This is a genomic window from Janthinobacterium sp. GW821-FHT03C08, assembly GCF_059420905.1.
Map to the genome: position 1 here is coordinate 1 of NZ_JBWKUP010000007.1, position 23,807 is coordinate 23,807.

General features: G+C 64.9%; 29 protein-coding genes. 23 read left to right on the forward strand and 6 right to left on the reverse strand.

What is annotated here, in order from left to right; translation table 11 throughout:
- From AC07VL_RS10935 to AC07VL_RS10970, 8 genes are all read left to right on the forward strand, one after another.
- A partial coding sequence (locus AC07VL_RS10935; protein ID WP_494805862.1) for a flagellar hook-length control protein FliK occupies positions 1 to 564 on the forward strand: 564 nt, incomplete at its 5' end.
- 11 nt (positions 565 to 575) lie between these two features.
- The gene (locus AC07VL_RS10940) at positions 576 to 1,040 is read left to right on the forward strand and encodes a flagellar basal body-associated FliL family protein (protein WP_365955506.1); all 465 of its coding nucleotides are present in this window, start codon (positions 576 to 578) and stop codon (positions 1,038 to 1,040) included.
- Positions 1,041 to 1,073: 33 nt separating this feature from the next.
- Positions 1,074 to 1,817, forward strand: coding sequence for a FliA/WhiG family RNA polymerase sigma factor (locus tag AC07VL_RS10945; protein ID WP_290604015.1), 744 nt, complete (start codon positions 1,074 to 1,076; stop codon positions 1,815 to 1,817).
- Positions 1,818 to 1,872: 55 nt separating this feature from the next.
- A complete protein-coding gene (motA, locus tag AC07VL_RS10950; protein ID WP_034757817.1) occupies positions 1,873 to 2,787 on the forward strand; it encodes a flagellar motor stator protein MotA in 915 nt (304 codons plus the stop codon).
- On the forward strand, positions 2,771 to 3,775 hold the full coding sequence (locus AC07VL_RS10955) for a flagellar motor protein MotB (protein WP_494805863.1): 1,005 nt from the start codon (positions 2,771 to 2,773) through the stop codon (positions 3,773 to 3,775). Before motA ends, AC07VL_RS10955 begins: the two co-directional genes overlap by 17 nt.
- Positions 3,776 to 3,791: 16 nt before the next feature.
- Complete coding sequence (gene flgM, locus AC07VL_RS10960) at positions 3,792 to 4,082, forward strand: flagellar biosynthesis anti-sigma factor FlgM (protein ID WP_290604020.1); 291 nt, start codon at positions 3,792 to 3,794, stop codon at positions 4,080 to 4,082.
- The gene (gene flgN / locus AC07VL_RS10965) at positions 4,079 to 4,519 is read left to right on the forward strand and encodes a flagellar export chaperone FlgN (RefSeq protein WP_494805864.1); all 441 of its coding nucleotides are present in this window, start codon (positions 4,079 to 4,081) and stop codon (positions 4,517 to 4,519) included. Before flgM ends, flgN begins: the two co-directional genes overlap by 4 nt.
- On the forward strand, positions 4,506 to 5,258 hold the full coding sequence (locus AC07VL_RS10970; protein ID WP_494805865.1) for a glycoside hydrolase family 73 protein: 753 nt from the start codon (positions 4,506 to 4,508) through the stop codon (positions 5,256 to 5,258). The genes flgN and AC07VL_RS10970 overlap by 14 nt, the downstream gene beginning before the upstream one ends.
- Before the next feature lie 39 nt (positions 5,259 to 5,297).
- On the opposite strand, the gene flgA is transcribed toward AC07VL_RS10970, so the two are convergent.
- Positions 5,298 to 5,945 (reverse strand): flagellar basal body P-ring formation chaperone FlgA, encoded by a 648-nt coding sequence (gene flgA, locus AC07VL_RS10975; protein WP_494805866.1) that lies wholly within the window; start codon positions 5,943 to 5,945, stop codon positions 5,298 to 5,300.
- A 254-nt stretch (positions 5,946 to 6,199) separates the two neighbouring features.
- On the opposite strand from flgA, the gene flgB reads away from it, so the two are divergent.
- The 13 genes from flgB (at position 6,200) to AC07VL_RS11040 (ending at position 17,393) form a co-directional block, all read left to right on the forward strand.
- Complete coding sequence (gene flgB, locus AC07VL_RS10980) at positions 6,200 to 6,562, forward strand: flagellar basal body rod protein FlgB (protein WP_219135536.1); 363 nt, start codon at positions 6,200 to 6,202, stop codon at positions 6,560 to 6,562.
- An 8-nt stretch (positions 6,563 to 6,570) separates the two neighbouring features.
- Positions 6,571 to 6,987, forward strand: a complete 417-nt coding sequence (flgC, locus tag AC07VL_RS10985) for a flagellar basal body rod protein FlgC (protein WP_102296958.1) — start codon at positions 6,571 to 6,573, stop codon at positions 6,985 to 6,987.
- Positions 6,988 to 6,990: 3 nt separating this feature from the next.
- The gene (locus AC07VL_RS10990) at positions 6,991 to 7,647 is read left to right on the forward strand and encodes a flagellar hook capping FlgD N-terminal domain-containing protein (protein ID WP_494805867.1); all 657 of its coding nucleotides are present in this window, start codon (positions 6,991 to 6,993) and stop codon (positions 7,645 to 7,647) included.
- Positions 7,648 to 7,708: 61 nt separating this feature from the next.
- On the forward strand, positions 7,709 to 8,965 hold the full coding sequence (locus AC07VL_RS10995; RefSeq protein ID WP_494805868.1) for a flagellar hook protein FlgE: 1,257 nt from the start codon (positions 7,709 to 7,711) through the stop codon (positions 8,963 to 8,965).
- Positions 8,966 to 8,991: 26 nt separating this feature from the next.
- Positions 8,992 to 9,720 (forward strand): flagellar basal-body rod protein FlgF, encoded by a 729-nt coding sequence (flgF, locus tag AC07VL_RS11000; RefSeq protein ID WP_494805869.1) that lies wholly within the window; start codon positions 8,992 to 8,994, stop codon positions 9,718 to 9,720.
- A 33-nt stretch (positions 9,721 to 9,753) separates the two neighbouring features.
- Positions 9,754 to 10,542 (forward strand): flagellar basal-body rod protein FlgG, encoded by a 789-nt coding sequence (gene flgG / locus AC07VL_RS11005; protein ID WP_494805870.1) that lies wholly within the window; start codon positions 9,754 to 9,756, stop codon positions 10,540 to 10,542.
- An 11-nt stretch (positions 10,543 to 10,553) separates the two neighbouring features.
- On the forward strand, positions 10,554 to 11,216 hold the full coding sequence (gene flgH / locus AC07VL_RS11010) for a flagellar basal body L-ring protein FlgH (protein WP_494805871.1): 663 nt from the start codon (positions 10,554 to 10,556) through the stop codon (positions 11,214 to 11,216).
- 9 nt (positions 11,217 to 11,225) lie between these two features.
- Complete coding sequence (locus AC07VL_RS11015) at positions 11,226 to 12,338, forward strand: flagellar basal body P-ring protein FlgI (RefSeq protein ID WP_494805872.1); 1,113 nt, start codon at positions 11,226 to 11,228, stop codon at positions 12,336 to 12,338.
- Positions 12,335 to 12,727 (forward strand): rod-binding protein, encoded by a 393-nt coding sequence (locus AC07VL_RS11020; protein ID WP_494805873.1) that lies wholly within the window; start codon positions 12,335 to 12,337, stop codon positions 12,725 to 12,727. Before AC07VL_RS11015 ends, AC07VL_RS11020 begins: the two co-directional genes overlap by 4 nt.
- Before the next feature lie 81 nt (positions 12,728 to 12,808).
- Positions 12,809 to 14,173 carry a flagellar hook-associated protein FlgK gene (gene flgK / locus AC07VL_RS11025; protein ID WP_494805874.1) on the forward strand — a complete coding sequence of 455 codons (1,365 nt, stop codon included), beginning with the start codon at positions 12,809 to 12,811 and terminating at the stop codon, positions 14,171 to 14,173.
- Between the two features lie 10 nt (positions 14,174 to 14,183).
- Positions 14,184 to 15,095 (forward strand): flagellar hook-associated protein FlgL, encoded by a 912-nt coding sequence (gene flgL, locus AC07VL_RS11030; protein WP_494805875.1) that lies wholly within the window; start codon positions 14,184 to 14,186, stop codon positions 15,093 to 15,095.
- A gap of 5 nt (positions 15,096 to 15,100) precedes the next feature.
- Entirely contained in the window at positions 15,101 to 16,144 is a 1,044-nt protein-coding gene (locus AC07VL_RS11035; protein ID WP_494805876.1) for a hypothetical protein, read from the forward strand.
- A 154-nt stretch (positions 16,145 to 16,298) separates the two neighbouring features.
- Entirely contained in the window at positions 16,299 to 17,393 is a 1,095-nt protein-coding gene (locus AC07VL_RS11040) for a glycosyltransferase family 9 protein (RefSeq protein ID WP_494805877.1), read from the forward strand.
- On the opposite strand, the gene AC07VL_RS11045 is transcribed toward AC07VL_RS11040, so the two are convergent.
- The gene (locus AC07VL_RS11045; RefSeq protein ID WP_494805878.1) at positions 17,378 to 19,546 is read right to left on the reverse strand and encodes a putative bifunctional diguanylate cyclase/phosphodiesterase; all 2,169 of its coding nucleotides are present in this window, start codon (positions 19,544 to 19,546) and stop codon (positions 17,378 to 17,380) included. The two genes, AC07VL_RS11040 and AC07VL_RS11045, sit on opposite strands and share 16 nt — an antisense overlap.
- Before the next feature lie 123 nt (positions 19,547 to 19,669).
- Positions 19,670 to 20,125, reverse strand: a complete 456-nt coding sequence (locus AC07VL_RS11050; protein WP_494805879.1) for a hypothetical protein — start codon at positions 20,123 to 20,125, stop codon at positions 19,670 to 19,672.
- 181 nt (positions 20,126 to 20,306) lie between these two features.
- Between AC07VL_RS11050 and AC07VL_RS11055 the strand changes: the two genes are divergently transcribed.
- Positions 20,307 to 20,774 (forward strand): PACE efflux transporter, encoded by a 468-nt coding sequence (locus tag AC07VL_RS11055; RefSeq protein WP_494805880.1) that lies wholly within the window; start codon positions 20,307 to 20,309, stop codon positions 20,772 to 20,774.
- Here the strand turns inward: AC07VL_RS11055 and AC07VL_RS11060 are convergent.
- The gene (locus AC07VL_RS11060; protein WP_494805881.1) at positions 20,750 to 21,631 is read right to left on the reverse strand and encodes a LysR family transcriptional regulator; all 882 of its coding nucleotides are present in this window, start codon (positions 21,629 to 21,631) and stop codon (positions 20,750 to 20,752) included. The two genes, AC07VL_RS11055 and AC07VL_RS11060, sit on opposite strands and share 25 nt — an antisense overlap.
- Positions 21,632 to 21,709: 78 nt before the next feature.
- Between AC07VL_RS11060 and AC07VL_RS11065 the strand changes: the two genes are divergently transcribed.
- Positions 21,710 to 21,913, forward strand: coding sequence for a DUF3460 family protein (locus tag AC07VL_RS11065; RefSeq protein WP_494805882.1), 204 nt, complete (start codon positions 21,710 to 21,712; stop codon positions 21,911 to 21,913).
- A 63-nt stretch (positions 21,914 to 21,976) separates the two neighbouring features.
- On the opposite strand, the gene AC07VL_RS11070 is transcribed toward AC07VL_RS11065, so the two are convergent.
- Complete coding sequence (locus AC07VL_RS11070; RefSeq protein WP_494805883.1) at positions 21,977 to 22,726, reverse strand: YcbK family protein; 750 nt, start codon at positions 22,724 to 22,726, stop codon at positions 21,977 to 21,979.
- Between the two features lie 100 nt (positions 22,727 to 22,826).
- Positions 22,827 to 23,663 carry an EAL domain-containing protein gene (locus AC07VL_RS11075; RefSeq protein WP_494805884.1) on the reverse strand — a complete coding sequence of 279 codons (837 nt, stop codon included), beginning with the start codon at positions 23,661 to 23,663 and terminating at the stop codon, positions 22,827 to 22,829.
- Between the last annotated feature and the right edge of the window lie 144 nt (positions 23,664 to 23,807).

Genomic DNA, 23,807 nt, shown 5'->3' on the forward strand with positions numbered 1-23,807 from the left:
GCACTCGCCGGGCGCGACGCCGAACGGCCGGCCACGCCTGTCGCGCCGGCCGCGCCCGGCGTAGGCCTGACGGGCACGCTGGCCAGTGCGACGGCGGCGGCCCCGGCCGGCGATACCGTCAAGCTCAGCGGCCCTGCCCAGCAATGGCAGGAACCGCTGCGCGAAGCGCTGGGCGAGCGCCTGCAGACGCAGATCTGGCGCAACAGCGAGCACGCGACGATCCGCCTCGAGCCGCCGATGCTGGGACGCATCGACATTTCCATCCGCCACGCGGCCGGCACGCTGCAGGTCAACGTCACGGCGTCGAACCCGGAAGTGCTGCGCCAGCTGCAGGGCATCGGCGACAACCTGCGCAGCGACCTGGCGCAGCGCCAGTACACCGAGGTGGCCGTGAATATCGGCGCCACCCCGCGCAGCCCCGCCGCCCAGGCCTTCGCCGAGGGCGATGCGCGCGGCCAGCGTCAGCCGGGGCGCCAGGATGACGATGCGGAACCGGGACGCGCCCTGTCCGACGGCAGCACTGCCCCCACCACTTACGCCATGCATGAGCGAGAGACTGCCTGATGAATATGAAAATGAAACTGATCGCCGGCTTCATCGCCGTGGCCGTGCTGGCCGCCGGCGCGGCCGGCGGCGCCATGTGGTACCTGGCCAAGCCGGTCGCCGGCCATGCCGATGCCGCCGAAGCGAAAGCCCCGCCGCCGCCCGCCACGGGCAAGAAGGCGCGCAAGTTCATCACGCTCGACAAGGTCATCGTGATGCTGCGCCGCGGCCCCGGCGACACGGACACGCACTACCTGTCGGCCGACCTGGTGATCGCCACCACGGAAGAGAAGGAAAAGCTGACCAAGGACCACCTGCCCCTGATGCGCTCGATCGCCGTCAGCACCCTGTCGAGCTTCCCGGTGGACAAGGCACAGACCATGACCGTGGAACAGTATGCGGAACAGATCAACAAGGCCTTCAATGTCAGCTATGAGCGCGAACAAATGGAAAAGCCCTTCACCGAAGTCATGGTGGGCAAGCTGATCATTGAATAAGCCGACACGCCAGCCGACCTAGTGGGAGATCCCTTGGCCTATGTAGAGCAATACCAGGAAGCGTACGGCGCCGGCGAATATGCGGCCGCCAGCGCTTGCGCGGCCGTGCTCAGCGTTGCTGAAGAGCAACAACATCTGGTGGCATACGCACCGCTGGTCAAGCGCATCGTGCGCCAGCTCAATTCGCAGGTGTCGGGCGCCATCGACCGCGACGACATGGAACAGATCGGCCTGATGGGCCTGCTCGAAGCCTTGCGCCGCTACGGCGTGCCCGACCAGTCCTTCGGCAGCTATGCCAGCCTGCGCATCCGCGGCGCCATCCTCGACGAACTGCGGCGCCAGGACTGGCGACCGCGCGCCGTGCGCCAGGAAAGCCACCGCCTGCGCGACAGCGTGCGCGCCCTGACCCGGCGCCTGGGGCGCGAGCCGCAGGAAGGGGAAATCATGGCCGCCCTGAAGCTGACGCCGGAAGCCTACCAGGAGTACCAGCTGGCGGAAAACGCCGAGCTGATCGCCAGTTTCGACGAAGTGCTGCAGGAAAGCCTGGGACAGGCCGACAGCGCACCGAGCCCGGAAGAGCAATTGATGGTGCGGCGCAGCCTGGAGCAGGCCCTGCGCGCGCTGGACGAGCGCGAACAGCGCGTGGTGCAGATGTATTACGAATTCGAACTGAGCTATAAGGAAATTGCCGCCGTGCTGGACCTGAGCGACGCCCGCGTCTGCCAGCTGAACAAGACGGCACTGGGCAAGATGAAAGCCATGCTGCAGGACGCATAAAGTTAAGCAACATCCATAAATTGACGCAGCACAATGACGCAGAAAGGCAGTTGACATGGTAATTATCGGTATCTTAATCGTGATGGGGTGTGTATTCGGAGGCTTCGCCCTGATGGGCGGCACCGTCCACGCGATCTGGCAACCGGTCGAGTTGATCATCATCATCGGCGCCGCCGTTGGCGCCCTGGTGCTGGGCAACCCCAAGCATGTACTCGGTGAAATGCTGCACCAGATGCGCAAGATCGTTACGCACAAGAAACAAGGCTCGGAATTCCAGCGCCAGTTGCTGCTGCTGATGTATGAACTGCTGCAGACGGCCGCCGGCGGCCTGAAGGCGCTCGACGCGCACGTCGAGGCGCCGCGCGAAAGCGCCCTGTTCCAGCGCTATCCGTTGGTGCTGGAAGAGCCGAAACTGCTGGCCTTCATCGTCGACAACTTCCGTTTGATGGCGATGGGCAAGATCAACGCGCATGAGCTTGAAGGCGTGCTGGAGCAGGAACTGGAAGCCATCCACGACGAATTGCTGCAACCGTCGAAGTCGCTGCACAAGATCGCCGAAGCCATGCCCGGCTTCGGCATCCTGGCTGCCGTGCTTGGCATCGTGATGGCCATGAATTCCGTGGCCGACGGCGCCGATGCGGCGGAAATCTCGGAAAAAGTGGGCGCCGCCATGGTCGGCACCTTCATCGGCATCTTCTTCTGCTACGGCGTGCTCGATCCGATGTGCAACATGATGAAGCAGCTGGTGGGCGAGGAAGGCTCGACCATGGAATGCGTGAAAGTCGTGCTCGTCACGCACGTGGCGGGCAAGCCGCCCCTGCTGGCCATCGATGCGGGCCGCCGCCTGGTGCAGCTGAACATCAAGCCGAGCTTCGCCCAGCTGGAAAGCTGGATCAATGCGCTGGAAGATGGCGGCGCGGAACAAGAGCAAGGCCAAGGCCGGGGAGGCCGCCGTGCTAAAGCCGCATGAGAAACATGAACAGGCCATCATCAAGCGGGCCGGCCGCAAGCACGATGACGATGCCCACGGCGGCGCCTGGAAGGTAGCGTTCGCCGACTTTTGCCTGGCCCTGCTATCGCTGTTCCTCGTGCTGTGGCTGATGGCCGCGCGCGAGCAGCAGGCGATGAAGGAAATCATGATGGACGCGACGGCGGGCAGCCGCCAGGGCGAAGGCCAGGGTGTCATGCCGGAACAGAAAGGCGGCCCGCGCGGCAGCCTGATCGAGCGCTTCCCCATGCCCCGCAAGGGCACGGGCGACACGCGCACGGAAGGCAAGCAGTCGCAGGACGGCAAGGCCGGTTCGGCCCCGCCCAACCAGACCAAGGTCAGCTACCAGTCGCCGGAAGACTTGCTGGCGCTGTCGCGCGCGCTCGACAAGCTCAGCGATGAAGCGGGACTGAAAAGCAACCTGCAATCCGTGATCACGCCCTACGGCCTGCGCGTCATGCTGCACGATACGGACAAGCAAGGCATGTTCGTGCGCGGCAGCGCCGTGCCGACGGACCGCTTCCGCAAGCTGCTGCGCCAGATGGGCCCGGTCTTTGCCCAGATGGAGAACCAGATGCTGATCGTCGGCCATACCGACTCGATGCAATACGCGAATACTGGCTATGAAGGCTATTCCAACTGGACCCTGTCGGCCAACCGCGCCATGTCGGCACGGGCGCAATTATTGATCGGCAGCATGAGTCCGGAAAGCGTGCTGCAAGTGGTGGGCATGGCCGACCGCGCGCCGCTGGACGTGAAAAATGCCAGCGCCGGCATCAACCGCCGCATCGAACTGTTAATATTGACGCGTGGCCAGGCCGACAGCATCGCCGCCATGTTCGGCATGGCCGGGCAAAAGGTGCAGGGCGAAGAGCTGCAAGTGGGTGAACCGGACGCGGGAACCTTGCAACGCCTGCGCGACAAGCTGGGCCTGCCCGCAAAGAAAGAACGGGATGAGCATGCAAATTAAGGGCAAGGGACAACGAATGAAAATCTCCTCCGGCAATACGGGCGCCACCGTGCGCAGCGGCGCCGTGGCGCCCGCCGAGGCGATCGCCGAGAACGGGGCCGCGGGCGCCGCCATGGCCGGCTCGTCGGCCGGGGCGGAACTGCAGTCGGCCGTGCTGCAGCCGGCCATGGCCGCCCTGCGCGCCATGCCCGAAATCGACCACGACAGGGTCGCCATGCTGCGCGACGCGCTGGCCAAGGGCGAATTGCCGTTCGACCCGTCGAAACTGGCGGGCCTGATCCAGCGCTTCCACGGCGGTGAGTCGTGACCGCAGCACGCAAGGGCATCACGCGCCAGGAAGCCGTGCGCCGCGTACTGCAAGGCATCGCCGATGATCATCAAGGCTATGCGGCCCTGTTGGCCTTGCTGGAAGAACAATTCCACGCCACCTTGCGCCACCAGAACGCGCAGCTGGCGGCGCTGGCCGAGCAGGTCATCGCCGCCGTCGAGTCGCTCGATGCGCGCCGGCGCCAGCGCGTCAGCCTCGTCACTGCCCTGCTGGGGCCGGAAGGCGACATGCCGAAATTATTTGCATCGCTGCCGGAAGATGCGCGCGCCACGGCGCAGCGCGACTGGGCCGCGCTGGAACAGATGGTGCTCGAATGCAAGCGCCTGAATGCCCGCAACAGCGAATTATTAACAGAACAATACAGCATCATGCAGCGCGTGCTGCATGGCGAGGAAGATACGTATGCGCCAGGCTGATTTCCCCACCCTCCGCGCCACGGCGGCGACACCATCGACGATGGCCGCCACGCCGGTGCAAAGCAATATGCGCGCCACCGATGCCACGGGTTCCGGCGGCAGCTTCGGCAGCGTGTTCCGGCAGGTACAGGGCGAAGTGGCCCGCTTCATCGAACAGGGCGGCGGCAGCGCCACCACCCTGCAGCCGCAGGGCCGCGCCTACCTGGAGCAGAGCCAGCCCGTGAACGTGCTGGGCAGCATCAACCAGGGTGGCGAGATCGGCGAAGTGCAGCAGCAGTTCCTTGCCTCGATCAAGCCGTGGACGGAAGAAACGGGCGCGCGCCTGGGCGTGGCGCCGGAAATCGTCGCCGCCCACGCGGCGCTGGAATCGGGCTGGGGCCAGCGTCCCCTGCGCCAGGGCACGGGGGCCGACACGAATAATTTGTTCGGCATCAAGGCCGGCGGCAAATGGCAGGGCGACGTGGCCAGCAATGTCACCACCGAATACGAGGCGGGCAGCGGCACGGCCCTGAAGAAGACGGAACGCTTCCGCAGCTACCCGGACCAGGCCAGCGCCTTCCGCGACTATGCGCAAGTGCTGCTGGACAATCCCCGCTACCGCGCCGCCCTGAACACGGGCAGCGACGCGGGCGCCTTCGCGCAAGGCCTGGCGCGCGGCGGCTATGCCACCGATCCCCAGTACGCCGCCAAGCTGACCCAGTTGGCGACGCGGCTGCAGCGCACGGCCGCCGCCGAGTAGTTCCCTTACCAGCCGGGCATCCCGGCCGGCTCTCCCCCCTTAACGGCCGGGAATGTCGGCCGGTTCCACCACGCCCGCATCGACCACCCTGGCCCGTATCACCGTGCCGCTGGTGGCGTTGCGCACGCGAATCACCTGCCCCAGCGCACCCGGGTCCATGGCTTCGCCGGCCATGCTCACTTCCACCTGCTCCTTGCGCGCGACGATGCTGACGGCACTGCCCCGCTTGACCAGCACGGGCGCGGCCAGCTGGCCCTGGCGCAGCACTTCGCCCGCGCGCAGGCTGCGCCGGCTCGTCAGGCCCACGGCATCGGCCGGGGAAGCAATGCTGTCCGGCAGCATCGTCACGTCGCGCCGCGCCAGCGCCACGTCGCCTGCCTGCAGCGGCGTGTTCGCCGTCACGGGCACGCCCGTCACGGCGACCTGGGCCGTGACGCTGCCGCGCACCAGCATTTCGTAACGCCAACCGTTGCTCCCAGGACACACTGCCACGAAGCGCATGCGCTGCGCCGAACGGCTGTCCGCCGTCTCGAGCGCGACAGGCGCCGCGCAGGCCGGCACGGGGCGCGTGCTTTTCACCACGGCGACCTGGAACTGCGGTTCCTGCAGTCCGGCCGCGGCGGCCTGCTGCGCCAATTGCTCGCGCGCCAATTGTTCCACACGCGAAAATATATTGTCGGCTGGCAATTCTGCGCGTCCTGCACTACTATATAGGCTGGTCAGTAAAAAGAGGCCCGGGAGCAGTATGTGAGGAGGTGGCAGCTTGTTTCGAATCATGGAAATACTGTTGAAATGAATCATTGCTAACCTTAATCAAAGATACTGAAGCGGCATGACCTTACCATGCGTCAACATGACCAGGCTGGGATTTTACCTCTGCAGTCACTATTTTCTAGCCCGAACAGCAAAAAGCACGATCGAATTCAACACAAAGGATGACCATGGGGATTAATTTCAAGGATGCGCTTGGCGTGCATGCCGATGCACTCGCGCTGCGTGCCGACCGTACCCGCGTGCTGGCGGCCAACATTGCCAATGAAAACACGCCCGGCTTCCAGGCCATGGACATGGATTTCGGCAGCGCCCTGCAGCAACTGCAGGACAATGAAGCTGGCCTGCTGTCGACCGATGACGATGCCAGCGCCCTGTACCGCGTACCCTACCACCCCAGCCGCGACGGCAACACCGTCGAAATCGGCGTCGAACAGGCGGCCTTCTCGCAGAATGCCACCGATTTCCAGACCAGCCTCACTTTCGTCAACATGAAACTGAAGGGTCTGGCCAAGGCCATTTCCGGACAATAAGGACCAGCATGAGCTTCCAGGATATTTCCAAGATCGCCGGATCGGCGATGGCGGCGCAAACCGTGCGCCTCAATACCATCGCCAGCAACCTGGCCAATGCCGATTCCGTTGCCGGTTCCGAAGGCGAGACTTACCGCGCGCGCAAGCCCGTGTTTTCCGCCGTGATGGATGGCCCTGGCGCCAGCGGCGCGGGCGGCCGCGTGCAGGTGCTCGACGTGGTGCAGAGCGATGAACCGCTGCGCAAGGTCTACGAGCCGGGTCACCCGATGGCCAATGCCGATGGCATGGTGTTCTACCCCAACGTCAATCAGGTGGCCGAGATGACCGACATGATGTCGGCCTCGCGCGCGTTTGAAACGAATGTCGAAGTTCTGGGCCGCATCAAGTCGATGCAGCAATCGCTCCTCAAATTAGGTGAAGCATAAGTCATGGAAACCACTCTCTTTACAAATAACAGCAGCAGCGGCTCCGGCAGCTCCAGCAATGCCGTGGCATCGCAAAACAATGCCACCCAGGACATGTTCACCAAGCTGCTGGTGGCGCAGATCAAGAACCAGGACCCGCTCTCGCCGACCGACCCGAGCCAGTTCGTCAACCAGCTGACGCAGCAGGCGCAGACGGAAGCGATGCAGAACCTGTCCGCGCTGACGAGCGCCAATGCCAGCGTGCTGCAAACCATGCAGGTGCTGGCACTGGGCGCGCAGGTGGGCTCGGAAGTGATGGTCAACAGCACCACCGTGCAACTCGACAGCAGCAAGGTCAACGGCAGCATTTCGCTGGCGGCCAACAGCAGCAGCACGACGGTGACCCTGAAGGGCGCCGACGACAAGGAATACAAGATCGAACTGGGCGCCAAGGCGGCCGGCAGCGTGGCCTTCACCATCGATCCCGTGGCACTGGGCTTGCCTGCAGGCACGTACACCATGGATGTCACTACCAGCAGCGCCGAAAAACCGACGGTCGACATCGCTGGCAAGCTCAATAGTGTTCGCCTGTCCGCCACGGGCAGCATGATACTCAGCGTCGCCAACCTGGGCGAGATCAACCCCGGCGCCATTACCGGCTTTAACGGCAAGACCAGCTGATACCAGCCAGCCACCCTGCTTCCTGACCAATTAATCCTGTCCTTCATTTAAGGAAACGACCATGAGTTTCGACATCGCACTGTCCGGCATCCAGGCCATCAACCAGCAGCTGAACACCAGCAGTAACAATATCGCCAATGCCGGCACCTACGGTTTCCGCAGCAGCCGCGCCAACTTCTCGTCCATGTATGCGGGTGCGCGCGCCACGGGCGTGGAAGTCGGTTCCGTCACTCAGAGCATGTCGCTCAATGGCGGCGTGCTCAATACGGGCCGCACGCTCGACGCGGCCATCGACGGCCGCGGCTACTTCGTCAGCCGCGATGCGCAGAACACCCTCACGTACAGCCGGGTTGGTATCTTCTCGGCAAGCAACAGCGGCTACCTGACGGACTCGAACGGCAAGCTGGTGCAAGGCTACGCCACCGTTCCCGGCCTCAACACCCTGGGCCCGATGGGCGACATCAAGATTCCTACCGGCCAGATTCCTGCCAAGGCATCGGAAAAACTGACGTACACGGGCAACCTGTCCTCGGACTGGGTCGCCAAGACCATTCCTTTCGACAAGGGCAACCTGCAAAGCTACAACGCCGTCAAGGGTTCGGTGGTGTATGACTCGCTGGGCGCCAAGCATCCCTTGAACCAGTACTTCATCAAGACGGACGACAATACGGTCAAGATCGAATACTTGCTGGACGACAAGCCACTCGCGGCGCCGGCCACGGCGACGATCCTGAAATTCGGCACGAATGGCCAGCTCGAATCGATCAATGGTGCAACGGCCACGAACATCCCCGTGCCGCCGGCTGTCAAGCCCGCCGACTGGAAGCCGATCTTCGCCACCGTCAGCATGGGCGCGACGATTCCCGGCGCCGATGCGCTGGCCTTTGCGGTCGACTACAACGACACCACCCAGTACGCCGGCGAAGCGACGACCTCGATCAACAAGGCCGACGGCTATGCCTCGGGCACCTACACGGGCGTGGAACTGGCGGACGACGGCTCCCTGGTGGCCAAGTACACCAACGGCGAAAAACAGAATGTCGGCACCATTGCCCTGGCCACCTTCGCCGACGAAGGCGCGCTGACGGCCGTCAACGATACCAGCTGGATCGCATCGACCGGTTCGGGCACGCCGCTGTACGAGCGTCCTGGCGTGGGCATGGCCGGCAAGCTGGCCACGAGCTCGCTGGAACAGTCGAACGTCGACATCACCACCGAACTGGTGGGCCTGATGACGTCGCAGCGCAACTATCAGGCGAACTCGAAGGTCATCTCGACCGAGAGCGCCATGCTGCAATCGCTGATGCAAGCGCTGTAATCGCCACGACGCAAGGGTAAAGCAAAATGGATGCGCTGATTTATACGGCCATGAGCGGGGCCGACCGGGCCCTGCGGGCACAGCAGGTACACGCCAACAACCTGGCCAACATCGAAACGGGCGGCTTCCGCGCCAACCTCGAGGTGTCGACCGCCCAGCCGCTGCAGAACGGCTACGGCTACGACGACCGCCACATGACGCAGACGCAGTCGAGCGCCGTCGGCACGCGCACGGGCGCCATCAAGGAAACGGGCCGCGAGCTCGACGTGGCCATCACGGGCAACGGCTTTCTCGCGGTGCAATGGCAAAACGGCGAAGCCTACACGCGCGCCGGCGCCATGGACCTCGATGAAACGGGCGCGCTGACCATCAACGGCCGGCCCGTGCTGGGCGAAGGCGGTCCCATCACGATTCCCGAGCACACCAGCCTGGCTATCGGCAGCGATGGCACGATTTCCATCCAGGTGCCGGGCACCGCGCAGATGCAGACCGTCGACAAGCTCAAGCTGGTCAACGCGGAAGCGGGCGAGCTGACGAAGAACGAGGCGGGCCTGATCGTGGCGCGCAGCGGCGAAGACTTGCAGGCCGATCCCACGGTACGCGTGCGCGAGCGCCACCTGGAAGGCAGCAACGTTTCGGCCGTCGAGGAAATGGTCGCCACCATGAGCCTGAACCGCAGTTTCGAGATGCAGATGAAAGTGTTCAAGGCCAGCGATTCGATGACGGAATCGGGCAACCGCCTTCTCGGTGCCTGAGTCCACCGCGATTAAATATTCAAGGAGCAATACATGAATCCAGCAATGTGGATCAGCAAGACGGGCGTGCAGGCGCAAGATGCAAAACTGCAAGCCATCGCGAATAACCTGGCCAACGTCAACACGGTGGGCTTCAAGCGCGACCGCGTCGTCTTCGAAGACCTGTTCTACCAGGTCGAGCAGCAGCCGGGCACGCAACGCGCCGACAATACCCTGTCGCCATCGGGCGTGCAGCTGGGTAACGGTACGCACATGGTTGGCACGCAAAAGGTGTTTACCACCGGCAGCCTGCAAACGACGAGCCGCGAATTCGACGTCGCCATCACCGGCAACGGCTTCCTGCAGGTGCTGCGCCCGAACGGCGAAGCGGCCTACACGCGCGCCGGCCAGCTGGGCATCAATGAAAACGGCGTGATGGTCAACGCCCAGGGCCTGCCCCTGGTGCCGCAGATCACCGTGCCGAACAATGCCACGGCCATCACCATCGGCGAGAACGGCATGGTCACGGCCACCGTGCCGGGCAACGTCAACGGCACCCAGCTGGGCCAGCTGAACCTGACCAGCTTTGTCAACCCGACGGGCTTGCTGGCACTGGGCGAGAACCTGTTCCAGGAAACGGCATCGAGCGGCACGCCGACGGAAGGCCGTCCCGGCGAAGGCGCCCTGGGCAAAATCAAGCAATTCGCCCTGGAAGGCTCGAACGTGCAGGTGGTCGAGGAGATGGTCGACATGATCGCGGCCCAGCGCACCTACGAAATGAATACCAAGGTGCTGTCGGCCGCCGACAACATGCTGCAATACCTGGCGCAAGCGGCACGCTGATGACGGTCGCCATGAAAGCCACGGCAGCCCTGCTGCTGGTGCTCGCTGCCGGCTGCGCCAGCCGTCCTGCCGCGCCCGTGGCGCCCAGCTTTTCCGACACGCCGCTGCCGGTGGCGCCGCGCAGCGTGGCGCGCGGCGGCGTGGCCGGCGGCGTCTTCAATCCCGACGCGGGCCTGGACCTGATCTCCGACAGCCGCGCCTTCCGCGTGGGCGACGTCGTCACGGTGGCCCTGCAGGAAACCACGCAGGCCAGCAAGAAGGCGGGCACCTCGTTCAACAAGGGTTCCACCGTCGGCGTGAAGGCGGCCAATGTCCTTGGCAAGACCCTGCCGAAGACGGGCTTGGACCTGTCCGCCGACCGCAATTTCGCCGGCGACTCGACCAGCACGCAGCAAAACGCGCTATCCGGCGCCATCACCGTGATCGTGCAGGAAGTCTTGCCAAACGGCTTGCTGCGCGTGCAGGGCGAAAAAACCCTGACCCTGAACCAGGGCGAGGAATTCGTGCGCCTGCGCGGCTACCTGCGCTCGTCCGACATCGACTCCAACAACCAGGTGTCTTCCCTGCGCATCGCCAATGCGCAGATCGCCTATTCCGGCCAAGGCACCCTGGCCGAAGCCAATACACCAGGCTGGCTGACGCGCTTTTTCGTCGGCCCATGGATGCCGTTTTAAGGTGACATCATGAAATTCCGCTCCGCCCTGCCCCTGGCAGCCATGCTGGCCGCGCTGTCCGGCTTTACCCTGCCCGCCAGCGCCGCGCAAGTGCTGCGCAACCTGGTCAGCATCGAGGGCGTGCGCGACAATCCGCTGGTCGGCTATGGCCTCGTCGTCGGCCTGAACGGCAGCGGCGACACCACCCAGGTGAAGTTTTCCAGCCAGTCCGTGGTCAACATGCTCAAGCAGTTCGGCGTGAAGATGCCCGATGGCGCCGAGGCGAAAAGCAAGAACGTCGCCACCGTCATGGTCAGCGCCGTGTTTCCACCAGGCTACCGCCGCGGCCAGGCCATCGACGTCACGGTGTCGTCCCTGGGCGATGCGAAAAGCTTGCGTGGCGGCACCTTGCTGCTGACGCAGCTGCGCGCGGCCGACAATGAAATCTATGCGCTGGCGCAAGGCAACGTGGTGGTGGGCGGCCTCAACGCCACCGGCAAGAGCGGCTCGTCCGTCACCGTCAACACGCCCACCTCGGGCCGCATTCCCAACGGCGCCAACATCGAGCGCGAGATCCTCAGCGACTTTTCCACCAAGCCCTCCGTCACGCTGAACCTGCGCCATCCGCATTTCGAGACGGCCATCAATATCGTCGAAGCCGTGAACCGCCGCTTCGGCGCCGTCGCCACCACGCGCGACGCCACCAGCGTGGACGTGCTGGCGCCGGAAAACCCGACCCAGCGCGTGGCCTTCATGGCCAAGCTCGAAGCGCTGACCGTCGACGTGGGCGTCGACACGCCGAAGGTGGTCTTCAATTCGCGCACCGGCACCGTCGTCATCGCCGAAGGCCTGCGCGTGAAGGCAGCCGCCGTCACGCACGGCTCGCTGAAGGTGGTCATTTCGGAAAGCTCGGCCGTCAGCCAGCCGGCGCCGTTCGGCCGCGGCCAGACCACTGTCACGCCGCAGTCGAAAGTCTCCGTCGACCAGGGCAACGGCAATATGTTCAAATGGCCGGCCGGCGCCAAGCTGCAATCGATCATCGACGTGGTCAACAGCCTGGGGGCCTCGCCCGACGACATCATGGCAATTCTGCAAGCCCTGGACCAGGCCGGGGCCATCGAAGGCGAACTGGTGGTCATATGATGAATATCAACGACAGCAGCGGCGCCCTGCCCTCGGCGCTCGACGACCGCTCTCCCGCCGCGGCCACGCCGGCCGACCCGCGCTACGCGGCCAAGGCCACCGAGGCGGCCGTCAAGTTCGAAGCCTTCTTCATCTCGCACATGCTGCGCCAGATGCGCTCGGGCACGCGCGAGATGGCGGGCGAGGACAGCGTCTTCAAGGACCCCATCAACAGCGACATGCTGGAAATGGCCGACAGCCTGGTGGCCGACAAGATGGCCGGCCAGCGCGCCTTCGGCATCGCCGACGCCATCCTGCGCCAGCTGCTGCCGCCTGCCAGCGCCCCCGCCGCGGCAGGCAGCGCTGTCAAAACCGACAATATTGCAGCGCCGCTTAATAAATCCGCCTGAAGTGTCGCCTGTTCAAGTTAAGAACGATACACAGCCTGCCCCGTCGCACGCGCCACACTGTTTACGAAAGAAACTTGCCCAATGAGCATCATCAGCAATGCATTGTCAGGCACCATCGCCGCCCAGGCCGCCCTTGGCGCCGCCAGCCAGAATATCGCCAACCTGCAGACGGCCGGCTATACGCGCCAGGGCGTGCTGCTGGCCTCGCTGGGCGCCGGCGCCGGCGTGCGCTCGTCCGGAAATGGCGTGGAAGTGTCGTCGCTGCTGCGCTTTGCCGACGCGTACAAGAGCCAGCAGATGTGGCGCGCCGCCTCGGACCAGGGTTTCCGCTCGCAGACGCAGCCCTACATCACCCAGCTCGAACGCATCATGGGTGATGACACGTCCAGCATCAGCAATGGCATCGACGGTTTCTTCAAGGCCCTGAACGCGGCGGCCGTGGACCCCACCTCGACGCCGCTGCGCCAGCAGATCATTACCGCCGCCGATGCCATGTCGCAAAATTTCAACAGCATCAGCAACGTGATGAACAACCAGCTGCTGTCCGTGCACCAGCAACGCGAAGCGATCATGCCGCAGGCCAATACCGCGCTGGCCAACATCGCCAAGTTGAACGAACGCATCAGCACCTCGACGGCCGCCGGCACCAACGTCTCGGCGCTGATGGATGCGCGCGACCAGCTGATCGACGGACTGGCTTCGCAAATGGCCATCGAAGTGACGGACCAGCCGGACGGCTCGCGCGATATCTCGCTCAAGTCAGGCCAGCCGCTGGTGCTCGGCTCGATGAGCAGCACACTCAGCAGCAAAATGTCGGCCACGGGCGACCAGACCCTGGACTTGAAGTTCGGCAACTCGATCTTCCAGCTCGATAACGTTGCCGTCGGCGGCCAGCTGGGCGGCCTGGGCGAGTTCGAGGAAAACACCTTGAAGCCCATGCAGCAATCCGTGCGCGACCTGGCCAGCACGCTGGCCACCAAGATCAATACGCAGCTGGCGGCCGGCAAGACCATGAGCGGCAGCGTGGGCGGCCCCCTGCTCGTCTACGACAATGGCAGCTTGTCCATCAGCAAGAATTTCACCGCCGCCGACCTGGCGCTGGCATCGCCCACGGGCGCGGCCGGCGACAGCCAGAACCTGCAAAGCTTGATCGACATCAAGAACCAGTCCGCCAGCGTCAGTTGGGTGGGCACCGTGCTGATCAGCGATGCGGATACGCAGCTCGTCGGCAAGCTGGGCATCTACAGCCAGCAGAACCAGTCGCTGCTGAAAACCGCCGATACCGTGCGCACCCAGGCCATCAATGACTGGAAATCCACCAGCGCCGTGAACAAGGACGAGGAAGCGATGAACCTGGTGGAATTCCAGAATATGTACCAGGCCAACATGAAAGTCATCTCGGTGGCCAACACCCTGTTTGACGCCACCCTGAAAATGATGGGCTAAGGAGAAGAATATGCGCGTCGCCAGCGGCCAGTACCAGTCATTGATTAATATTTCGATTCAACAAAACCAGGATCGCATCAATTTCCTCACGCAGCAAATGTCGTCGGGTTTGCGCATCCAGCTGCCATCGGACGATCCGGTCGGCAACGTGCGCATTTCGCGCCTGACGCGCGAGCAATCGATGGTGACCCAGTATCAGGAAAACATCGCGTCCGTGAAGACGCGCCTGCTGAAAAATGAAAACTACCTGTCGAGCATGGTGACGGACATGGGGCAGGCACGCGACCTGCTTGTCTGGGCCGCCGATGGCAGCAATGCGCCTGGCGACCTCAATGCGATGACCGAATCGCTGCGCGCCATGCGCGACAGCGTGTTCTACACGTCGAACCTGAAGGACCAGGAAGGCCGCTACATGTTTTCGGGCACCGCCACGGATACCCCGGCCCTCAAGTACGACAGCAGCCAGCCCGTCGGTTCGCGCTACAGCTACACGGGCAATACGGAAACCCAGACCGTGGTGGTGGGCAATGGCGTGACGCAGGCGGCGAACGTCGACGTGAAGAACCTGGAAACCTGGCTCAACAAGATGGACACCACCATCGACGCGCTGAGCGCGGCCAATGTCAATCCGGCCGACCCGGCCACGCGCGCCATCGTCATGGCGGGCCTCGACGGCACGGATGATGGCATGAACTTGCTTTCGGGAAAAATCGCCATTTTTGGCGGTGCGCAAAATATCCTGACCACCCTCGACAGCAACCTGGCCAACGTGTCGCTGTCGAACCAGACCGCGCTGACGGACCTGAAAAAGGCCGACATCGGCGCCGCCGCCATCGAGCTGACCGGTTACCAGACAGCGTTGCAGGCAACCTACAAGGCTTACTCAAAAGTGGGCAACCTTTCCCTGTTTGACCTTCTCTGACCATCATGCAAATCGCTCAGACTTCCTCCCCATCCGGCGTCAGCACCAAAGGCACCGGCACGACCCGCGTCGCCGATGATGCGTCCACCGCCATCGACGGCAGCGCCGGCACGCGCGCCGAAGGCACGGCGGGGAAGAGTTCGGCGACAAGCCTGAAGCGTGGCCTGAGCAACTGGGACCACCAGCTGCAGGGAGAAATTTCCAATGCGCAGCAAACGCTGGATTACCTGGAACGCAGCAGCAGCCAGCTGCAGGCGCTGAAAAGCGAGCTGGCGGCCAAGCTGGCCGCGCGCCAGGGCCGTGACGGCCAGGTCGAGGCCCGGGTACGCCAGTTCAGCAATACGTGGCGCCAGCGCGCCAGCGCCTCGGGCGGCAGCCTGGACGCGCAGCTCGGCTATACCAGCCCGCAGGTGGCGCAGCAGAATTTCAGCATCCGCGGCCTGACCATGGCCAGCCTGCAGGAAGGGCCGCAGGAAACCCTGGCCTTTTCCGTCGGCGGCGCCAGCCAGGCCATCCGCTCGGTCAACATCGAGCCGGGCCTGAGCGCAGAGCAGATCGTCGCCCGCTTCGACCAGGCGCTGATGCCGTCGGGCATACGCGTCAAGCAGGGGGAAAGCGGCGAACTGGTGTTCAGCACGCCGGAAGGTGCCTGGGCCAACGTGCGCGACAGCCTGTCCGTGCGGGGCGGCGGCATCCGCTTCCCGACGGGCCAGATGAACCGCGTGCGCACGGATGCGGAACCGGCCGCCATCGCCCCGGAAGAATGGGATACCAGCGACGTGGAAGCCCTGCGCGCCACGCTGCAGCAAGTGGTGCAGGCGCTGGCCCAGCTGCAGGCGGCGCGCAGCTCCGTCAGCCTGGCCCTGGCGCAGGCCACGGGGCGGGTGGCCAAGGCGCAGCCCGTGCAAGCCAATGTCAGCATGGATACCCTGGCGGAAAGTTTCACGGAAAAAGCCAGCAAGCCGGGCTATGAATCGCTGCTGGCGATCAGTTCGGCACTGGTCGGCATCAGCCGCGAGCGCGTCGTTGCCCTGCTGGGCTTGCGCTAACACAGCTTTCCTGTGCGCCCTGCGCTGGCGCACGCGGCAATAAAATCCGCGGCGCCCCTAGCTGCGGGGAGTGGAAATCCGTAAGATGCTGCTGGTACGCTTGCATATTGACAAGTACGCCAGCGCATCCCCGTCATCCATCTCCGGAGTTCCCTTGATAAAGACCGCCGCCCGGCTGATCAGCTATGCCCTGCTGGGCAAATCCGACAAGCAGCCCCTCGATATCGCCACGGTGCGCAAGGTATTGATTTTGCGCAACGACAAGATCGGCGACATGATCGTCACCACGGCCCTGCTGCGCGAACTCAAGAAAAACTATCCCCACTGGCAGATCGACGTGGCCGCCAGCAGCGCCAACCGCGACGTGATCGCCGACAATCCCCACGTCAGCGATATCCTCATCTGGGACAAGCAGCCGCTGCTGCGCGACTTGCGCACCACCATCGCCGACCTGCGCCGGCGCCGCTACGACGTCATCTTCAACCCCTACAACCGCTTTTCGATCCCCTTGCTGCTGCGCATTAAATGGCTGGGCGCGCGCTACCTGACGGGCTTTGCCATTCCCAAGTACGGCACGTCGACGGCCAAGCTGGGCATGTTCGACCACACGGTGCCCTGCGACCGCAGCCGCCACATCCTGCACAGCTACTTCGCCGCGTTCGCGCAATTCAAGCTGCGCGACATCGACCTGCGCTATGAGCTGTCCGGCGTGGACGCCCATGCGGCCGCCGTCGACGCGGCCTGCGACGCCCTGCTGCGCACGCATGAGGGCCTGTTCTGCCTGAATTTCCAGGGCAGCAATGCGCAGCGCACGGTCAGCGTGGCCGATGCCCGGCGCTGCTGCGCCGCCCTGGCCGCGCGCTACCCGCGCCATGCCCTGCTGGTGATCGCCGCGCCCGGCGCCGAGGCGCGCGCCGCCGAGATCGTGCGCGGCGCCGGCCACGCCAACGTGATGGCCGCGCCGCCTACCGGCCACATCCTGGAACTGGCGGCCCTGATCCGCCGCTGCGAACTGGTGCTCTCGCCCGACACGTCGGTGATCCACATCGCCTCGGCGTACGACAAGAAAATCGTCGGCTACTACATCCGCACGGACAACTACCGCTGGTTCTATCCGGCCAGCCGCCACTACCGCGTCATCCTGGCGCCGGGGCTGACCCTGTCCGGGGTGAGCGCCGACGACACGCTGGCCGCCGTGACAGCGCTGATGGACGGCGACGCGCCGGCGGCACTTCACGCCGCAGGCTGAGCGCCCAGCAGCCGCTCCAGCTGCCCTGCCGGCAGCGCGCCGGAAAAGAAATAGCCCTGGGCATAGTCGCAGCCGGCCGCGCGCAGCAGGTCGCGCTGCGCCGCCGTCTCCACGCCTTCGGCCACGACCTTCAGCCCCAGCCTTTGCGCCAGCGCAATGATCGCCTCGCACAGGGCCAGTTCGGCATCGCCCTGCCCCAGCGCGCCCACCAGCGAGCGGTCGAGCTTGAGAACGTCGATATCGAACTTCTTCAAGCATGCCAGCGACGTCTGGCCGCTGCCGAAATCGTCGAGCGCCAGCGCCAGGCCCATGGCGCGGAACTGGCGCAGCCGCTCGTTAACCTGGCGCGCCTCGTCGAGCAGCACGCCTTCCGTCATTTCGATGGCGATGGCGCCCGGCGGCAAGCCTTCGCGCCGCAAATGCTCGGGCCATCCCTGGTAGAGGGCGGCGTCGCCGCGGAATTCCACCGGCGACTTGTTGATGCTGATCTGGAAGCTGGTCCCATACGCCGCTTGCCACTGCTGCGCCTGGCGCACGGCCTGGCGGAAGACCCAGTCGCCGATATCGGTGATCAGCCCGTTCGCCTCCGCGAAGCCGATGAACTCGGCGGGCGCCAGCAGGCCGCGCAGCGGATGGCGCCAGCGCAGCAGCGCCTCGGCCCGCGCGATGCCCCCGTCGCGCAGGCTGACGATGGGCTGGTAATGCAGTTCGAACTGCTCCTGCGCCAGCGCCAGGCGCATGTCGCGCACGGTGTTGCGGCGCAGTTCCGCCGCCTGCTGCAGGGCCGGCGTGAAATAACGGTAGCCGTTGCGCCCTGCATTCTTGGCCGCATACATGGCCTGGTCGGCATGGCGCAGCAGGGTGTCCACCGAGTCGGCGTCGGCCGGGTACAGCGCCACGCCCACGCTGGCGGACACGTGCGCGCTGTCGTCGTCGAGCGCGAACGGCACGGCCAGCGCGGCGACGAGTTCCTGCACCACGCGCTCGATGCCGCCCAGCTGTGCCACGCCGGCCAGGATGACGGTGAATTCATCGCCGCCCAGGCGCGCCACCGTATCCGTGGCACGCACGCGCTCGCTGATGCGCCGCGCCGCCTGGCGCAGCAGCAAGTCGCCCTTTTCGTGGCCGAAGCGGTCGTTTACCTGCTTGAAGTGGTCGAGGTCGATGAACAGCAGGACCAGGCACGTCCCCTCGCGCCTGGCGCGGCGCGCTTCGTTGTGCAGGCGGTCGAGAAACATGTGGCGGTTCGGCAAGCCCGTCACCTGGTCGAAATTGGCCTGCTGCCAGATGCGCCCGGACGCCTCGCGCTGCGCCGTGATGTCGCTCACCAGCGCCAGCGCGCCCAGGTAGGCGCCGCCGGCATCGAAGATGGGATTGGTGGCCAGGGTGGCCCACAGGGCGCTGCCGTCGCTGCGCACGAACTTGAACTCGTGGCGCTCGGCGATGCCGTCCTGGCGCCGGGCGATGTTGCGCTCCAGGATGGCGCGCCCTTCCTCGTCCATGAAAGAGGCCAGCGGGCGGCCCAGCATGTCCTCGATCTGGCAGCCCAGCATGTGCGCCATCTTCGGATTGACAAAGCTGGTCAGCGCCTGCGCATCGATTTCCCAGATGCCCTCCTCGGCGCTGTGCACGATGCGCCGGAAGCGCTCCTCGCTGCGCTCGAGCGCGGCCAGCTTGCCTTCGGCCTGCTCCAGCACCAGGCGCAGCGCCTGGCCGTTCGGGTCGGCGCTGCCCAGCAGGCTGACGGGCAAGCCCGCCTCCTGCGCGCCGGGGTGCGGCGGCGGCAGCCGCACCTGCAGCTGGATGCGCTGCGGTTCGCTGCTATTGAGCACGCGCTGGACGAACTGCTCGTAATCGTGGCGGAACGCTTCATGCACATAGGCGCGGAACAGCACGTGGCCGGGCCGCGCGCGCGGCAAGCCGAACAGCTCGGCCGCCACCAGGTTCATCTGCACGATCGCGCCGTCGAGTCCCAGCACGAAATAGGCGACGGGCGCCAGCAGGTACAGATCGTTGAAATACGCCTGTTCGCGTTCAGCCTTCACGCGCTGCGGGCTGAAGACGCCATCGTCGAGCAGCGGCGCGGCTGGCCACGGCACGTGGCCGTGCCGGGAGGAATCCGGAGCAGGTACCGCAGGCGGCGTGTTGTCCATGGCTATCCTTTGCACCACCGCCCAGGCAGCCAGGCGGATGCTGTCCCGAGACTAGCACGCGCCGCGCGCAGTGTCGAGCCATGCGCGCGGCGGATAACGATTCTGCAACAGGACGGACGGTCTTCAGCGCCCCATGCCGCGCCGGCGCAGGCCGAAGTCGTGGCCGACCACGAGCAAGGTGCTGGCCACCAGACTGGACAGGCCTACGATCAGCTGGATCAGCTTATCGTCCGGCAAGATCCACAGCGACGAATCCGGCGTCCCGCAGCCCGTGGCGGCGCTGATCAGGGGCGACACCCAGGCCGCGTCCGGCGTCACGTCGAGCACGACGGCGCCGTCGGCGCTCGTCTGCATGTAGATGTCGCCGCCCTCGGCCAGGGTGAAGCAGATGCCCACGCCCGTTTCCGTGGCGCGGATATTGTCCTGCATGCTGCGGTTATGTTCCTCGATCCACACTTCCACGTCGTACGGGGTTTCCAGGTGTTCCCACGGACGGGGGCGGAAACGGGGGCGTTCCTCCGCGCTGGCTGGGGTATCGGCGGGGGTGCCTGGAATATTGCTGTCTGCTGCGCCTTGCATGCTCGTTGGCCTCTCTTGCGGTGATGCGGCGGGACCACTTGCCCGCCAGCCGCCATTATCCCCCGTTCGCGGCGTGCAGGGTATCCCACAGCCAATCCATCAGAAAAACTGACAGCTATTAACTTTTAACGTCAGCATGCCTGACTTAAAATGGCCGCCACTTCTACTTTACAGGCTTTACATGCAAGGCATCAAACGCAAAATCGTCTACGTCACCGCCTTTGAAATCATCGGCATGGCCATTTCCACCGCCTGGCTGACCCTGCTTTCGGGCGAATCGCCCACCAGCACGGGACCGCTGGCCATCATGATCACCACCATCGCCGTGATCTGGAACCTGCTCTACAACACGGCCTTCGAATATTGGGAAATCCGGCAAGTATCGCGCACGCGCACCGTCTGGCGCCGCATCCTGCATGCGATCGGCTTCCAGATCACCCTCGTCGTCTACCTGATCCCGCTGATCGCCTGGTGGCTGGACATCAGCCTGTGGCAAGCCTTCGTGCTCGACTTCGCCCTGATGCTGATCATCCCCTGCTACAGCTTCATCTTCAATTATTTCTTCGACGGCCTGTTCGGCGTGCCCCTGTCGGCGCAGCAGCCCAAGGAAAACGCCACCGACGTTCAGGCCGCTTCGCTGAGCAACTGAAGAAAGGACCGCGCCGCCATGCCCAGCGGCCGGTCCTTCATCCACACCAGGTGGATGGGCACGACCAGGCCATTGCCCGTGTTCTTGAAGGCCACGCAGCGCACCCTCCCCGCCGCCAGCGAGTCGCGGATCGCCGAGGCGGCAAAGTTGCCCCAGCCCAGCCCCGCTTCGACCATGGACAGGGCCATCGGCAAACTATCGGTGCGCCAGTAGGACAGGCCCACGACGGGCCGCGCATCGGCCAGGTCCAGCTCGCGGCTGGCGACGATGATCTGGCGCAAATTCACCAGTTCCTCGATGTACAGGGGGCGCCCCGCCGCGCTCGGTGGATGCTGCGTGGAAATAATCGCCAGCAGGGCGTCGCTGCCCACCAGCTGGAATTGCTCCTCGTGATTGATGCGCCCGCCGGCGAACGCCATGCAGGCGCTGATGCGGCCCCGGTGCAGCATGTCGAGCACGTCGTCCTGCGGCGCCGTCAGCACTTCGATGTCGAGCAGCGGGTGGCGCAGCGACAGCGCGCGCACGGCGGCCAGGAAGGGTGCATGGTCGAGTTCGGCCGCGATGCCCAGCGAAATGCGGCTTTCCAGCCCCTGCGACAATTCCTGCGCATGCAGGTGCAATTGCTTAAGCTGCTCGGCGATGAGGCGCGCGTGGGGAATCAGGGCGCAAGCGGCCGGCGTCGGCACAGCTTCGCGGGCGCTGCGGTCGAACAGGACGATGCCCAGTTCCGCCTCGATGTTGGCAATGGCCATGCTGACGGCCGACGGCGCCCGTCCCAGGGCGCGCGCGGCGCTGGAAAACGAGCCGCCGTCGACGACGGCCAGGAACAGTTCGATGTTATGGCTGGAAAGTTTCATGGGAAAGGTGGAAAGTGCGGCACTTCTGGCCGCGCGCGCGGTCAAACGGGGGAACGGCAGCAACACCCGGGAGTACACATGCGCCATCGATGCACTTACCGCCGCAGCGGCTACGTTTCGGAATTTACCCGCTTCATCGATGGCTACCTGCAGGCCCATCCCGAGGTGCAGGCCAGCCAGCGCCAGGGCTGGCGCATTTTCTGGGAGCGCCCCGTGAATTTCGGTGAGCTGCAGCGGGCCGGCACCGACAGCGTGCCGGAACCGCCATATCACTATGACTGATCAGGAGAACGCTTGACGCACCAGCGCGAACGGCCGCAAGGCGGCCGCGCGAGCAGTGATCGGTCAACCCTTCCAGGTGCGCTGGAGGCCCGTATCGGCATGGATCCAGCCGCCGCGGGGGCCGGAGCGGTAATAGAAGCCCACGCCGCCCTGCTTGAAGCTGCGCACGAGCGAACCGAGCACTTCCGCGTTCAGGTTGGCCACGCGGATGTCGGCGGCGCGGCCCGAGATGTGCAGCGACTGGCGCGCGGCCGGCACGCCTGCTTCGCGCAGCTTGCCGTTCGATTCGGCCGTGCGGTAGCCCGACAGGATCTCCAGCGGCTGCTCGATGCCGTAGCGGGCCACGAAGGCTTGCGTGCCCCACAGGGTTTCCAGCAGTTTCGGGTCGATGGGCGCCGTCTTCTTGCCGTTCACGTCGCGCAGCAAGTGGCACAGTTCCTGGTAGGCTGAATCGATGACTTCGCCATCTTTCCAGTACAGCAGTTTCGCTTTTTCATTGCTGGCCGGGCGCACCACTTCCAGGGTGCGGGGCTTGAGCCAGAATTCCAGGTCCAGCGCCTGCGCATCGAAGATGTCGGGCGGCGGTTCCAGTTCCGTGATGGCCTGGCGCGACTGCGACGTGAGCGAGCGGTCGACGCTGGCCAGTTGCGTCGGCTGCGGCGGCACGCCCGTGCCCGGCGCGCGGGGCTTGGCGCTGGCCGAAGCCGAGGCGGGAGCGGCCGTGCGCGAGGCGCAGCCGATGAGAGGCGTGGCTACCAGGCCCAGCGCGGCCAGGCCCATACCATGGTGTAGAAAATTTCTGCGCGATGCCATAGTCATTCCAATATAACGATACGAATACTATAGCCTATTGTGCTGCGAAGAAAAACCCTGTATCCCTATCGTGCCGCCCTGATTGCAGCACATTTTTTCGTCAGGCAGCGGCGGCGACGGGCGCGATGCCGTCCTTCGCCGTCGCCAGGGCCGTCAATGGCTTATCAAGCAGATAACCCTGCGCCACGATGGGCAAGCCCGTGGCGGCGGCGATGCGCTGCAGGGCCGCCAGCGCGGCCGGCGTGTCGAGGCGCTTGAAGACGACGCGGATCTTCGCCGCGTGGCACAGGGTGACGAAGCTGGCGACGGCTTGCTCGTCGCTGAGGTTGCCCGCGTCGAGCTTGAACGCATGCGGGTGCAGCCGCTCCAGCATGCCCGTCGCTTCGTGCACGCTGGCCACGTTGATGGCCAGGCGGAAACCGTTGCGGCGGTAATTGTCGGCCACGTAGTTGAGCAGCCACCCCTGGTTCGGCGTCACGGCCGGCAATTGCAGCACGATGCGCTCGATGGGCAGGCCCAGCGCATCGAGGATGCGCTGGAAGGCGTGGCCGTGGTTGCTGCTGACGGCGCTGAGCAGGCGGTCGTGCACGTTCAGGTACAGGTCGGACTGCTCCGCTTCCGGCTGGCGGAAGAAATTAATGGCGTGCAGCATGCGGCACAGCCGGTCCAGTTCCACGGATTCGTCGTCGCTGGCCGCATGGTCGAGCAAACGCCACAGCGACAGGCCTTCGTCCGCCTTCGACACGCTGCGCGCCAGGCCCTCGAACGCGAGCAATTTTCCGCTTTGCAGTTCGCGCAGGGGCTGGAAGGCGCTCGTCATGGTGCAATTGAAAAAACGCCCCAGCGCCCTGCCCTCGTCATCGAGCCAGACGCTGGTGCCGGCCTGGGTTTGATGCGACAGGCGGGCCAGGTAATTTTTCAGGACGGGAAATGGCATGGAAGCTCCTTCGTAGGGCTGCGCCGCCGGCCCTCGTGGGGCAGGCGACGCCAAAGTGTGCAGACTAAGGCAGGGTGAACCAAAGGAGAACGAATGGTTTCGCCATTTGATATGCGCCCGGCGCATAAGGGCATGGCGACGGCC